At 67.2% G+C, this 13151-nt stretch carries 9 protein-coding genes and 1 tRNA gene; 7 read left to right on the forward strand and 3 right to left on the reverse strand.

Annotation, left to right across the window (positions count from 1 at the left end):
* From infB to C7I84_RS21775, 6 genes are all read left to right on the forward strand, one after another.
* Positions 1-2392, forward strand: a 2392-nt coding sequence (gene infB, locus C7I84_RS21755) for a translation initiation factor IF-2 (protein ID WP_106774323.1), incomplete at its 5' end; no start/stop codon positions are given.
* A 17-nt stretch (positions 2393-2409) separates the two neighbouring features.
* Positions 2410-2850, forward strand: a complete 441-nt coding sequence (locus C7I84_RS29780) for a hypothetical protein (RefSeq protein ID WP_133170136.1) — start codon at positions 2410-2412, stop codon at positions 2848-2850.
* A gap of 51 nt (positions 2851-2901) precedes the next feature.
* Entirely contained in the window at positions 2902-3297 is a 396-nt protein-coding gene (gene rbfA / locus C7I84_RS21760) for a 30S ribosome-binding factor RbfA (RefSeq protein ID WP_106774324.1), read from the forward strand.
* A gap of 376 nt (positions 3298-3673) precedes the next feature.
* The gene (gene truB, locus C7I84_RS21765; RefSeq protein WP_106774325.1) at positions 3674-4645 is read left to right on the forward strand and encodes a tRNA pseudouridine(55) synthase TruB; all 972 of its coding nucleotides are present in this window, start codon (positions 3674-3676) and stop codon (positions 4643-4645) included.
* A gap of 1001 nt (positions 4646-5646) precedes the next feature.
* Complete coding sequence (locus tag C7I84_RS21770) at positions 5647-6657, forward strand: ligase-associated DNA damage response exonuclease (RefSeq protein WP_106774326.1); 1011 nt, start codon at positions 5647-5649, stop codon at positions 6655-6657.
* Positions 6657-8312, forward strand: a complete 1656-nt coding sequence (locus C7I84_RS21775) for a cisplatin damage response ATP-dependent DNA ligase (RefSeq protein ID WP_106774327.1) — start codon at positions 6657-6659, stop codon at positions 8310-8312. Before C7I84_RS21770 ends, C7I84_RS21775 begins: the two co-directional genes overlap by 1 nt.
* Here the strand turns inward: C7I84_RS21775 and C7I84_RS21780 are convergent.
* Positions 8282-9385, reverse strand: coding sequence for a hypothetical protein (locus C7I84_RS21780; RefSeq protein ID WP_106774328.1), 1104 nt, complete (start codon positions 9383-9385; stop codon positions 8282-8284). The two genes, C7I84_RS21775 and C7I84_RS21780, sit on opposite strands and share 31 nt — an antisense overlap.
* Before the next feature lie 245 nt (positions 9386-9630).
* On the opposite strand from C7I84_RS21780, the gene C7I84_RS21785 reads away from it, so the two are divergent.
* Positions 9631-9706, forward strand: a tRNA-Thr gene (locus C7I84_RS21785).
* A gap of 508 nt (positions 9707-10214) precedes the next feature.
* On the opposite strand, the gene C7I84_RS21790 is transcribed toward C7I84_RS21785, so the two are convergent.
* Positions 10215-11948: a Na/Pi cotransporter family protein gene (locus C7I84_RS21790; RefSeq protein ID WP_106774329.1), complete on the reverse strand. Its 1734-nt coding sequence runs from the start codon at positions 11946-11948 to the stop codon at positions 10215-10217.
* Between the two features lie 48 nt (positions 11949-11996).
* On the reverse strand, positions 11997-13046 hold the full coding sequence (pstS, locus tag C7I84_RS21795; protein WP_245428556.1) for a phosphate ABC transporter substrate-binding protein PstS: 1050 nt from the start codon (positions 13044-13046) through the stop codon (positions 11997-11999).
* Between the last annotated feature and the right edge of the window lie 105 nt (positions 13047-13151).

Below are 13151 nucleotides of genomic sequence, written 5' to 3' on the forward strand. Positions count from 1 at the left end.
CGCCGCGCCGCAGGCCGTTGCGCCCGCTCCCCAGAGCCCGCCGCGGCCGCAGCCGGCCCCGCCGCCGCGCGAGGCGCCGCGCCCGCAGCCCGAGCGCAGCGGCATGGTTCTGAACGAACTCTCGATCAGCGAGATCGAGGCACGCCGCCGCGCGCTCGAGGGCTCCAAGGCGCGCGAGCAGGAAGACCGCCACCGGGCGCTGGAGGAAGCACGCCGCCGCGCCGAGGACGAAGAGCAGCGCAAGCGCGAGCGCGAGGCCTCCGCCCGCCGCCAGGCCGAGGAAGAGGCGCGGCTTCAGAAGGAAGCCGAGGCGCGCAAGCGCGCCGAGGAGGAAGCGCGTCGCCGCGCTCCCCAGCTGGAGACCGCCAGCGACGACGAAGAGCCTGCGGCTCGTCCACGTCTCGGCATCGGCGCCGGCGCGGGTGCCGCGCGCGGCGCTCCGGTTCGCCGTCCGGTCACGCCCGAAGTCGCCAAGCCCACCAAGACGCGCGGCGACGACGACCGGCGGCGCGGCAAGCTCACCGTCAGCTCGGCGACCGGCGACGAGGATGCGCGCGCGCGCTCCCTGTCGGCGATGCGCCGGCGCCAGGAGAAGTTCAAGCGCGCCATGCACCAGGAGCCGCGCGAGAAGATCTCGCGTGAGGTGGTGCTGCCCGAGACGATCACCATCCAGGAACTGGCGCAGCGCATGTCCGAGCGCGCCGTCGACGTCGTCAAGTACTTCATGAAGCAGGGCCAGATCCTGAAGCCCGGCGACGTGCTCGACGCCGACACGGCCGAGCTGGTGGCGTCCGAGTTCGGCCACACGGTCAAGCGCGTCGCCGAGGGCGACATCGAGGAAGGTTTCTTCGGCGGCCCCGACAACCCCGAGGACCTGCGGCAGCGTCCGCCGATCGTCACCATCATGGGCCATGTCGACCACGGCAAGACCTCGCTGCTCGATGCCATCCGCAACGCCAACGTCGTCTCCGGCGAGGCCGGCGGCATCACCCAGCATATCGGCGCCTACCAGATCGAGAAGAACGGCCAGAAGATCACCTTCATCGACACGCCTGGCCACGCCGCCTTCACGGCGATGCGCGCCCGCGGCGCCAACATCACCGACATCGCGGTGCTGGTGGTGGCGGCCGACGATTCGGTCATGCCCCAGACGATCGAGTCGATCAGCCATGCCAAGGCCGCCGGCGTACCGATCATCGTGGCGATCAACAAGATCGACAAGCACGAGGCCGATCCGCAGAAGGTGCGCAGCGAGTTGCTGCGCCACGAGGTTTTCGTCGAATCGATGGGCGGCGAGGTTCTCGACGTCGAGGTTTCGGCCAAGACCGGCCAGGGCCTCGACAAGCTGCTGGAAGCGATCCTGCTGCAGTCCGAACTGCTCGACCTCAAGGCCAATCCGGACCGCACCGCCGAGGGCGTGGTCATCGAAGCCAAGCTCGACAAGGGCCGTGGCCCCGTGGCCACCGTGCTCGTGCAGACCGGCGACCTGCTGGTCGGCGACATCATCGTGGCCGGCAACGAGTGGGGCCGCGTCAGGGCGTTGCTCGACGACCGCGGCGATCAGCTGGAGGGCGCCCTGCCCTCGCAGCCGGTGGAGGTTCTCGGCCTGCAAGGCACGCCGATGGCCGGCGACCGCTTCGCGGTGGTCGACTCCGAGGCCCGCGCCCGCGAGATCACCGAGTATCGCCAGCGCAAGGCGCGCGACAAGGCCGTCGCCAAGCATGTCAGCCAGCGCGGCTCGCTGGAACAGATGATGTCGCAGCTTCAGGCGACCGGCATCAAGGAGTTTCCGCTGGTCATCAAGGGTGACGTGCAGGGTTCGGTCGAGGCGATCATCGTCGCCCTCGACAAGCTCGGCACCGACGAGGTTCGGGCCCGCATCGTGCACAGCGGCGCGGGAGCGATCACGGAAAGCGACATCTCGCTGGCCGATACGTCGGGCGCGGCGATCATCGGCTTCAACGTGCGCGCCAACCCGCAGGCCCGCCAGGCGGCCGAACACGCCGGCATCGAGATCCGCTACTACAACATCATCTACAATCTGGTGGATGACGTGAAGGCGGCGATGTCGGGGCTGCTCTCGCCGGAGCGCCGCGAGACCTTCCTCGGCAATGCCGAGATCCTCGAGGTGTTCAACATCACCAAGGTCGGCAAGGTCGCGGGCTGCCGCGTCACCGAGGGCCGCGTCGAGCGCGGTGCGGGCGTGCGCCTGATCCGCGACAACGTGGTCATCCACGAGGGCACGCTGAAGACGCTCAAGCGCTTCAAGGACGAGGTGCCCGAGGTGCCGGTCGGCCAGGAGTGCGGCATGGCCTTCCAGAACTACGAGGACATCCGCCAGGGCGACATCATCGAGTGCTTCCGCGTCGAGATGGTGACGAGGACGCTGTAACTCGCGGAGACCTCGATATGATCGCACGACCATGTGGTGCGAAACCTAATGTAGGTTTCGCCGCGGTTGTGGTTTTGTGGTCTATTGTAGTCGTTTTCTCGGGCAAAGCCGCTTGGGCGGATGACCGTTCCGCTCAAGCAGACCTTGTGCTCAGAACCGCAATCGATCTCTATGGCGAGTATGCTGCAGCGCTTGGTGTCAGCGAATATTGCCCCGGCGCGTTTAGCAAAAGTGAAGTCACCTTTATCAAGTCACGTTTGCCGCAGTATGTTCAAGCCATCCAGGCATTGTCACAGAAGCACGGCATCAACGCCGAGGAAACCTCATTTCGGTTGAATGCGCTTGGCCAGAACAATTTGAAGCAAGTTCGTCAAGAAGTTGCTTCAGGAGGCTGCTCAAGCCGCAAAATCGTACAAACGATTGACTATGTAAAAAAGGCGAAACGTCGCCAAAACTGATCTGATGGCGTAGATTCGGGAACGTCCCGCGCTCTCAATGGAACTATAACTATGACTCAAAGTAGCAGTGGCCCCTCCCAGCGCATGCTGCGCGTCGGCGAGCAGGTGCGCCACGCGCTTTCCGACGTGCTGCAGCGCGGCGAGGTGCGCGACGACCTGATCGAGACGACGGTGATCTCGATCTCCGAAGTGCGCATGTCGCCCGACCTCAAGATCGCCACCGCCTTCGTCGCGCCGCTGGGCGCGGCCGACGACGAAGCCGTCATCGCCGCGCTCAACCGCAACGCCCGCTTCATCCGCGGGCGCGCGGCGGCCGCGCTCAGGCAGATGAAATACATGCCGGAATTCCGCTTCCGGCTCGACACCAGCTACGACAATTTTTCGAAGATCGACCGCCTGCTGAGGTCGCCCGAGGTGGCGCGCGATCTGGACAAGGACGAGGAATGACGGACGCCGACATGCTCTCCCCCCTTGAGGGGGAGATGGCTGCGAAGCAGCCAGAGGGGGTAATCGCGGCAGCGCGGGACGTATTGATCGGGTCGAGCCCTTCCGGGGCGACCCCTCCCGGCCGCTTCGCGGCCACCTTCCCCTCGAGGGCAGGGCTATCGCATATGGAATTACCCCCACCCCTAACCCCTCCCCACAAGGGGGAGGGGGACCGGCTGGCTCTCCGCCAGGCACAATCGCCGACGATTTCGCGTTGCACAACGGCCGCGAAGTCCCCCTCCCCCTTGTGGGGAGGGGTTAGGGGTGGGGGTGCGGGCCGGGCAGCAGTCGCTGAAATCCGATATGCGGCCACGCTGCCCTCGGGGGGGAGGGACTGATGGCCCGTCGCGGCAAGAAGAAGGGCCGGCCGGTCTCCGGCTGGCTGGTTTTCGACAAGCCGGTCGGCATGGGCTCGACCGAGGCGGTGTCCAAGATCAAATGGCTGTTCCAGGCCGAGAAGGCGGGCCATGCCGGCACGCTCGACCCGCTGGCGTCGGGCATGCTGCCGATCGCCCTCGGCGAGGCGACCAAGACCGTGCCTTACGTGCAGGACGGCGCGAAGGTCTACCGCTTCACCGTCGCCTGGGGCGAGGAGCGCTCCACCGACGACCTCGAAGGCCCGGTGACGAAAACCTCGGACAAGCGGCCCGGCGAGGCGGAGATCCGCGCCCTGCTGCCGAACTACACCGGCGTGATCATGCAGACGCCGCCGCAGTTCTCCGCCATCAAGATCGCCGGCGAGCGCGCCTACGACCTCGCCCGCGAGGGCGAGACGGTCGACATCCCGGCACGCGAGGTCGAGATCGGGCGGCTGGAGCTGATCGAGACGACGCCGGAAGGCAATTCCATCTTCGAGATCGAGTGCGGCAAGGGCACCTATGTGCGTTCGCTCGCCCGCGACCTCGGCCGCGATCTCGGTTGCTACGGCCATATCGCCACGCTGCGCCGCACCGAGGTCTTTCCGTTCACGGCCGACGACCTCGTGCCCCTCGACGCATTGGAGGCCGCCGCGCCCAAGCGCGAGGAGGCTGCGCCGGAAGGCGGCCGCCCGTTCGCGGCGCAGGGCGAGCGCTTTGTCGCCCTCGACGCCTTCCTGCTCGACACCGGCGAAGCGCTCGACTGCCTGCCGCAGGTGGCGATCACCGACGACGCGGCGGCCAAACTGAGGCTCGGCAACCCGATCATCCTGCGCGGCCGCGACGCGCCGGTGCAGGCCGACGAGGCCTGCGCCACCGCGCGTGGAAAACTGGTGGCGATCGGCGAGATCGAGGCAGGCATGTTCAAGCCGAAGCGGGTGTTCGCGGGGTAGCTGAGAATGTCGCCGGCGTCGGCGACGGACACCTGCGCCGATTTTCTACGAGGCCCGGTCATCCCGTTCCGCACCGCCGGAGCACTTCGCTGGCGTTCCGGCATGGATCCTATGGTCTCCGCGACGGCCTTCGGCCTGCTCCGCCATAGGATGACGAAGGCAAAAGGGGTTTACCGCTAGTCTCCGACGTCGGCGATTGGCGGAGACGTCCGACGAATTCGTCATCCTAGGGCGGAGCCGGAGCGAAGCGGAGGCGGAGACCCTAGGATCCATGCCGTACCGGTGGCGAAGTGCTCCGGCGGTGCAGAAGCCCCGCATCTCCGCCGCATTTCGGCTCGCCCGACGACGGACACGAGCGGGATAAGGGGATAGTTTTCTTTCCTTCCGCCGAAAAACGGTGCCGCTTCAAAGCCGACGCGAACCAGAAAAGCGAAATTTCCCCGTCACTTGACCGTTTCCGCTGGCTCGGGCGAACAGGCTGACGGCAGCGACTTTATCCCCTCCCTTCTCGCCTCCCCTATACTTGCGCCCGAAAGCCGCTCCCTTGCGGGAATCTGGTGCGCACCGGGTATCAGGAGGGAGCGTCGGCGCCGGGTCGGTCGTGCAATCGGTAGCGCGGCTGGCGAGAGCTGGAGACCCGGGCCCCAGCCGCGACACCTGCGGAAATGCAGAGCTAGCGGACGGGCAAGAACGCCGGCGGGGCGCGGGTCACCGCGCCACGTACTTTACTTAGAGAGGCTCGGCCCCGCGCCCCGCTTCCCGCACTTTCCTTTCAATGGCCAGACTGCGAAAAGCAGGGCGTGGCGAGGATGAGGCTTGGCTACAGGGGACAGTTTAGTTTCTTTCGGCAGAAATGCCGCAGCGGTTCAGAGGTCGCGCGGGCCGAAAAAAGTAAACTGTCCCCGGCGCCAACACCCGTTCCGGCCGCGAATGCCCCCGCCGAGTCAGCAGTCTGCGACACAAGGCTTTGCTTGCGCGTGCAAAACCTTATCTTCGGCCTCATGCGTGCCCGCGACCTGCTTCACCCGCGGCCGGAAGGCCTTTATTGCCCGCCTGGCGACTTCTTCATCGACCCGGTCCGGCCGGTCGGCCGGGCGCTCATCACCCACGGCCATTCCGACCATGCCCGTGCGGGCCACGGCGCTGTGCTCGCCACCAAGGAAACGCTCGACATCATGGGCCTGCGCTACGGCGACGGTTTTGCCGGCTCGACGCAGGCCGCGAAACTCGGCGAAAAGATCGCCATCAACGGCGTATCCGTCACCTTCCACCCGGCCGGGCATGTGCTGGGCTCGGCGCAGATCGCCGTCGCGCACAACGGCACCTGCATCGTCGCCTCCGGCGACTACAAGCGCCAGGCGGACGCCACCTGCGCGCCGTTCGAGCCGGTCGCCTGCGACGTGTTCATCACCGAGGCCACTTTCGGCCTGCCGGTCTTCCGCCATCCGCCGGACAGCGACGAGATCGCCCGCCTGCTGAAGTCCGTCCGCCAGTTCCCGGAGAGCGCGCATCTCGTCGGCGCCTATGCGCTCGGCAAGGCGCAGCGCGTCATGCGGCTGCTGCGCGAGGCCGGCTTCGACCAGCCGATCCATATCCACGGCGCCCTGGCGAAGCTCAGCGCCTACTATCAGAGCCGCGGCATCGACCTCGGCGAGCTTCAGCCGGCGACGCTTGAGGACAACACCAAGGCCGATTTCGCCGGGGCCATCGTCATAGGTCCTCCATCCGCCTTCGCCGACCGCTGGGCCCGGCGCTTTCCCGAGCCGATCGCCTGCTTCGCCTCGGGCTGGATGCGCATCCGCCAGCGCGCAAAACAGCGCGGCGTCGAGCTGCCGCTGATCATCTCCGATCATGCCGACTGGGACGAGCTGACCCGAACGATCCGCGAGACCGGCGCCCGCGAAGTGTGGGTCACGCACGGCCGCGAGGAGGCGCTGGTGCGCTGGTGCGAGCTTTCCGGCATCGCCGCGCGGCCGCTGCATCTGGTCGGCTACGAGGACGAGGGCGACTGATGAAATCCTTCGCGGAACTCCTCGACCGTCTGGTGCTGACGCCGTCGCGCAACGGCAAGCTGAAGCTGATGAGCGACTATTTCGTCGCAACGCCGGACCCCGACCGCGGCTATGCGCTGGCAGCGCTCACCGGCGACCTGTCGATCGCGGCGGTGAAGCCGGCGATGCTGCGGATGCTGGTCACCGAGCGCATGGACCCGGTGCTGTTCGGCTATTCCTACGACTATGTCGGCGACCTCGCCGAGACGGTGTCGCTGGTGTGGCCCGACCCGCCGCCGGAGAAGAAGCCGAACCACGCGCCGACGCTGGGCGAGGTGGTTGCCGCGCTGCAATCGGCGAGTCGTTCCGACGGGCCGGCGGTGCTGGCGAAACTCCTCGACAGCGCCGGCATCTCGGCGCGCTATGCCATCATCAAGCTGGTGACCGGCGGCCTGCGCATCGGCGTGTCGGCCAGGCTCGCCAAGCAGGCGCTGGCCGATCTCGGCAAGATCGAGGTGAGCGCGATCGAGGAGGTCTGGCACGGGCTGGAGCCGCCCTACGCCACGCTCTTCGCCTGGCTGGAAGGCAAGGCGCCGCCGCCGCAAAGCACGGCGCGCGCGCTGTTCCGCTCGGTGATGCTGTCGCATCCGGTCGAGGACAACGACCTCGAGAAGCTCGATCCGGCCGACTATGCGGCTGAATGGAAATGGGACGGCATCCGCGTCCAGGTGGTGGCGGAAGGCGGCGTGCGAAAGCTCTATTCGCGCACCGGCGACGAGATCTCCGGCGCCTTCCCCGATCTCGTCGAGGCGATGGCTTTCGACGGCGCGCTCGACGGCGAGCTGCTGGTCGGCCACCCGCCGCAGCACACCGGCACCTTCTCCGACCTGCAGCAGCGGCTCAACCGCAAGAGCGTGTCGCCGAAGATGCGCGAGCGCTTTCCCGTGTTCGTGCGCTGCTACGACCTGCTGCAGGACGGCGCGGAAGACCTGCGGGCCCTGCCCCTCCTCGTGCGGCGGGCACGGCTGGAATCCTTTGTCGGCGGGCTCGATCCCTCCCGCTTCGACGTCTCGCCGATCGTCGCCTTCGCCGCCTGGGCTGAACTCGACGACAGGCGTCGGCACCCGCCGCATCCGGTGATCGAGGGCGTGATGCTGAAGCGCAAGGACTCGCCCTATCTCGCCGGCCGGCCGAAGGGCCCGTGGTTCAAGTGGAAGCGCGACCCGCACACGGTCGACGCGGTGCTGATGTACGCCCAGCGCGGCCATGGCAAACGCTCCAGCTTCTATTCCGACTACACCTTCGGCGTCTGGGCCGGACCCGAAGGGGCGGAGGAACTGGTGCCGGTCGGAAAGGCCTATTTCGGATTCACCGACGAGGAGCTGCGGCAGATCGATAAATATGTGCGCGACAACACGGTCGAGCGTTTCGGCCCGGTGCGCTCGGTGCGCGCCGACAAGCGCAGCGGGCTGGTGCTGGAGATCGCCTTCGAGGGGCTCAACCGCTCGACCCGGCACCGCTCGGGCGTGGCCATGCGTTTTCCGCGCATCTCGCGGCTGCGCTGGGACAAGCCGGCGGCCGAAGCCGACCGCATCGAGACGCTGCAGGCGCTGCTCGACGAGCCCGGGCCGGCGAGCGCCGGCGGTCAGGGCGAGACCGAGACCTTGATCTCGTAGATGTCGACCGCCTGGCCCTCGTTGCCGAAGTCCGGGATGATGGCGATGGTGCCGCCGGCGCCGGGATCCTCCTCCGGCAGCGCGAGTTCGAACAGGAAGTCGGCGCTTTCGTAGCCGACCGCATAACGCTTGCGGCCGCAATCGCCGAGCTCGCCGAAGTTGCAGTCGACCGCCATCTCCGTCTCCTGCCCGTCGGCGGCGCGCGCGACGATGTCGAAGGTGGCCTTCCTGCCGGCGATCTTCTCCAGCACGCCCTGGCCGACGTCGAAGACGACGGCCGCTCCCGATTCGTTCGAGCGGATGCGGAAGAAGCTGCCGGTGTCGTCCTCCATCGCCTCGGCACTGGTGCCCGCCGGCGCGCTCACCGACGTCGCGTCGTCCGGGGTGAAGATGCCGATCCAGTCGCGCTGCAAATCGGGCTGGCTGGAGAGCACCGGCGGCCCTTCGTTCTCGGGGATGAAGTCCTCCTCGCCGGCGGTCTGCGGCGGGTTCGGCACGGACGTGTCGCGCTCCTCGGGCGACTTGAACAGCCCGGTCTGGTAGGCGAACAGCACGCCCATGCCGACCAGGGCGACGAGCGTGGCGGCAACGAAGATCATGGCAAGCGGCCGGCGGCCGCGGGCGGCGCGCTCCGGCTCGGGATCGGGCCTGACCGAAGGGGACGACTGCGGCGCCCGTGCCGGAGCGGCCGCGTCCCGCTCCGCGCGCATGTCGAGACGCCCGAGTTCGTCGGAAGCACCGGCGTGGCGGCCGTTCGCCCGCGATTCCACCGACACCTCGGGCGCCGATACGGCCGGAGCCTCGCCCGGCTCCATGCGCAGCTCGAAAGCACCGGCGAGCGGGTCAGGCTCGGGCGCCGGCACGGCCGGGATGAATTCCGTCTCGATCTCGGCGACCTTCGCCTGCAGCACCTTGCGACGATTGATCGCCGCCTCGACCGTCAGTTGCGGGTTGGCCTGCAAAGCGCGGTCGAGCGCGGCGAAGGCCTTGCGGTACACGCCTTCGCGAAACGCCTTGTCCTCGGCGTCGCCTTTCTCCAAGGCGCCGCGGATCGCTTTCTCGATCGGATCCAAACCGTTCTCCCACGAACCGAACACCCTTCACATGATCGTTAGCGGCAGCGGCGCGTTCAATCAACGGGCGGACGGAAGGGAAACGCCGATGGTCGCCGACAAGCCGGCCCGGCGGCCGACGGGGCGCCCCGGGATGAAGCCGCGCCGCCAGTCCGGCAGTCCCTGCAAATCGCCGCCTCGACGGCTTGAATTTGCCGCGCAATCCGGCTATCAGGCGCTCACCGTCGGGCCAGCCCGAACCGGCAGCCGCTTTAGCTCAGTTGGTAGAGCACATCATTCGTAATGATGGGGTCGCGTGTTCGAGTCACGCAAGCGGCACCAGCTCTCGCGCAAATTGACTATAAAAATCAACTTGATGGCCAAGTGCCGCTGTCGACGTGTCCTGCCGGAAAGGCAGGCTACCATGTCCAGCGCAGGTACGAAGTCGCCAAACCGACCTATCCCCATATCGCGCCATACAAGGTCCAGATGACGGCGATGGTCACGACGGCAACCGCCAGCATGAAGCCGATCCCCAGAGCCCAAGGCCGGTTGTGAGGTTCTTCTGGCGACGGCATCGACCGATCCCCGGCTGTTTCACGGCAAGTCAAACAGGTTTTGAGCCGCAACGAAAGGCTCGACCACGTCACCGCAGCCGGGGCTGGCTACCAATGATGACCTGGCTGGGATGGAGCCGCGAAAGCATGTCAGAGAGCGGTGGCGGTTGACTCCCTCCCAAGGTCGACCTCGCAAACGAACGCGGGCCCGGCACAGCGCCGAGCCCGCGACTTGATCTCCCGCGGACGTGTCGTCCCGGCCGCCGTCGGCGGACGCCGCCGGAATCGAGGTCCTATTCAGCCGGCACGGCCGCCGCATCACCGGCATAGCCGGTGCGTTGCTGGCGCTGCGCCGCCGCGGCGTTGATCTTGGCCAGCACTCCGGCACGGTTCACCGATCGGCGCTCCGCATCGATGCGGTTGATCAGGAGGTCCGCCCGCTCGACGCTGCCGAGGATGGCGAGGATCGCGCCGCGCTCGGCGGCGCCGATCGCCGGCCCGGTGTTCAGCACCTTGGCGCGCATCTCTTCCACGGTCGGGATCTGCACGTGGCCGGCCGGCATGGCCGGCGCGGTCACGCCGCCGTTCGGCATGATCAGGCGCATGGCGTGGTCGAGCTTGAGCAGCGCCGTGTCGACGACCTCCTGGGCCTGGCCGCCGAATTTTTCGCGCTTCACGCGCCGCGCCACCTGATGCAGCGCCTCGGCGAGGCTCGCGGTGAAGTCGGCCTCCTCGATCAGGCTGGCGACGAGGTCGAGCTGGTCGTAGGGCATGTCGTCCTTGAACAGCGACGCCGAATAGGCGCGGATGTCGCGGTTGAGGATGTCGACGGCGGTGAAATGCTCGCCCGGATCCTTGGGCGCATTCTTGGCGCCCCGCGCGATGTCGAGGAAGACGGCGCCGGCTTCGAGGTCGCGCAGCGTTTCCTGCTGCACGGCGGGAACGGCCTTCAGCAGATCGCCCGAGAAGGCGCGGTCGAGATATTTCGGCGTGGAATAGTCCTCCATCTCCTCCGCCGCCGTATGACCGATCCGCGACAGGTATTTTTCGAAGACGCCGACGAAGGGGAACAGCAGCATCGTGTTGAAGATGTTGAAGGCGGTCGAGTAGATGCCGATGGCCACCGGCACCAGCGGATAGGTTTCCTTGCCGTTGACCATGACCGGCAGGCCCGGATCGCCGCCGAACCACTGCATCGCCGCTTCCAAGAGCTGCATCGACAGGAAGAACAGCGGCAGCATCACGGCCACGCCGAGGAAGTTGAAGGAGATGTGGGCGTAGGCCGCGCGCTTGGCGTTCTTGGAGAGATTGAGCGAGGCCATCCAGGAGGTGATGGTGGTGCCGAGATCGGCGCCGAGCGAGAAGGCGACCGCCGTCTGCCAGTCGAGGATGCCGGCCGCGCCGAGGCCCATGACGATGCCGATGGTCGCCGACGAGGAATGGATCAGCGCTGTGATGCAGGCGGCCACCAGCACGCAGCCAAGCAGGCCGAAAAAGCTGTCGGCGTTCAGGCTGGAAATCAGCGACATGATCTCGGGCATGTTGCGCAGCGGCTTCAGGCCGCCGGTCATCAGGTTGAGGCCGTAGAAGATCAGGCCGAAGCCCATGCAGGCGAGCGCGATGTTGCGCACCCTCTCGCTCTTGGAGAAGACGTAGACCAGCGCGGAGACGCCGGCGAACAGCAGGCCTAGCGGCCCGAGCGGCAGCGCGATCAGCCCGTTGCCGAGCGTGGTGCCGATATTGGCGCCCATGATGACGCTGATCGCCGGGCGCAATGCCACGACGCCGGCATTCACCAGGCCGACGACCATCACGGTCATCGCCGTGGACGATTGCAGGACGCCGGTGATGACGGTTCCGGCGAGCACGCCCTTGACCGGCGTTCCCGCGAATTTGGCCAGCAGCGCGCGCATGCGGTTGACGGCGAGCGCCTGGATACCGTTCGACATGAATTCGAGGCCAAGCAGAAAGATGCCGAGACCGCCGATGACCGGCACGATGATCTCGCGGAAATAGTCGACTTCCATGGTGTGGATCCTTTCGGCCCGAAAATCGTCCAGGCGTGCTTGTGCTACTCAGAGCCCGGCGCCGCCCGGCAGGGTGCTATGCCAATAGTCCTTGACCTTGCGCACCAGAGGCTCCGGCAGGGGCACGTAGCCGAGCCCGGCCGCCTCCTCGCCGCCGCGCTCCAGCGCGTGCGACAGGAAGAACAGGGTGCGGCGGGTCCGTGCCACCGAGCGCTCGCTCTTGTGCATCATCACGAAGGTCGCGGCGGTGAGCGGATAGGCGTCCGCGGCGTCGACCTCGGTGAGTTCGAGATAGAAGTCGCGCTCCGGGTCCCAGGCGGCCTTGGCCGCCGTCGCCGCGAAATTTTCGGCGCCAGGCGCGATGAAATTGCCGCTGCGATTGCCGACCTGGGCATAGACCAGCCCGGCGCGGCCGACCTGGCCGAATTCCATGTAGCCGATCGCGCCAGCGGTCTGCTTGACGGCGGCGATCATCCCGGCGGTCCCTTCCGCGGCTGTCCCCTTCGGCCACTCGACCAGGGTGTCGGCACCCACGCGCTCGCGCCATTCGGCGCTCGCGGCGGAGAGATAGCGCGTCCAGGTCAGCGTCGAGCCGGAGCCGTCGCCACGGTGGACAACGGCGATCGGCAGGTCGGGCAGAGAGAGATCGGGGTTGACGGCGACGACAGCCGGATCGTTCCAGCTTGTGACCTTGCCGAGATAGATCTGCGCCAGGACATCGCCGCCAAGCTTCAGCCGGCCGGGCTCGACACCCTCCAGGTTGACCACCACCGCCAGGCCGCCGATGACGATCGGAAACTGGGCAAGGTCGAGCTTGGCCAGTTCCTCCGGCGGGAGGGGTGCGTCGGACGCGGCGAAATCGACCTCCGGCTGGGCAAGCCGCATGACACCGCCGAGCGAGCCGATCGGCTCATAGTCGACGCCGATGTCGCCGAAGACGAAGTCGCTGCCGGCCGCCCGGAACTCGAGGAAGCTCTTCGTCCACGCACTGATGACCGGAAAGGCGAAAGTCGAGCCGGAACCCTGGATGCGCTCGGCCTGGGAACGCTCGACGGAGGCGAGCGTGAAGGCGACGGCAAAGAAAAGGGCGAGAGCCAACAACGGCCAGCCCCGCCGACCGTCCGGCCGAAACGCAAAGAAAAATCCCGACACGCGACGCCCCCATCAACTTGTCGCTTCAACCTAGGGGCATGATGTGACAGT

Origin of the sequence: Kumtagia ephedrae (assembly GCF_003012745.1) — a bacterium.
GTDB classification, from domain to species: Bacteria; Pseudomonadota; Alphaproteobacteria; order Rhizobiales; family Rhizobiaceae; genus Kumtagia; species Kumtagia ephedrae.

Excerpts from the sequence above, each read along its gene's own strand:
- C7I84_RS29780 (WP_133170136.1), top strand. The coding sequence starts at position 2,410 with ATGATCGCACGACCATGTGGTGCGAAACCTAATGTAGGTTTCGCCGCG.
- rbfA (WP_106774324.1), top strand. The coding sequence starts at position 2,902 with ATGACTCAAAGTAGCAGTGGCCCCTCCCAGCGCATGCTGCGCGTCGGC.
- truB (WP_106774325.1), top strand. The coding sequence starts at position 3,674 with ATGGCCCGTCGCGGCAAGAAGAAGGGCCGGCCGGTCTCCGGCTGGCTG.
- C7I84_RS21770 (WP_106774326.1), top strand. The coding sequence starts at position 5,647 with ATGCGTGCCCGCGACCTGCTTCACCCGCGGCCGGAAGGCCTTTATTGC.
- C7I84_RS21775 (WP_106774327.1), top strand. The coding sequence starts at position 6,657 with ATGAAATCCTTCGCGGAACTCCTCGACCGTCTGGTGCTGACGCCGTCG.
- C7I84_RS21790 (WP_106774329.1), bottom strand. The coding sequence starts at position 11,948 with ATGGAAGTCGACTATTTCCGCGAGATCATCGTGCCGGTCATCGGCGGT.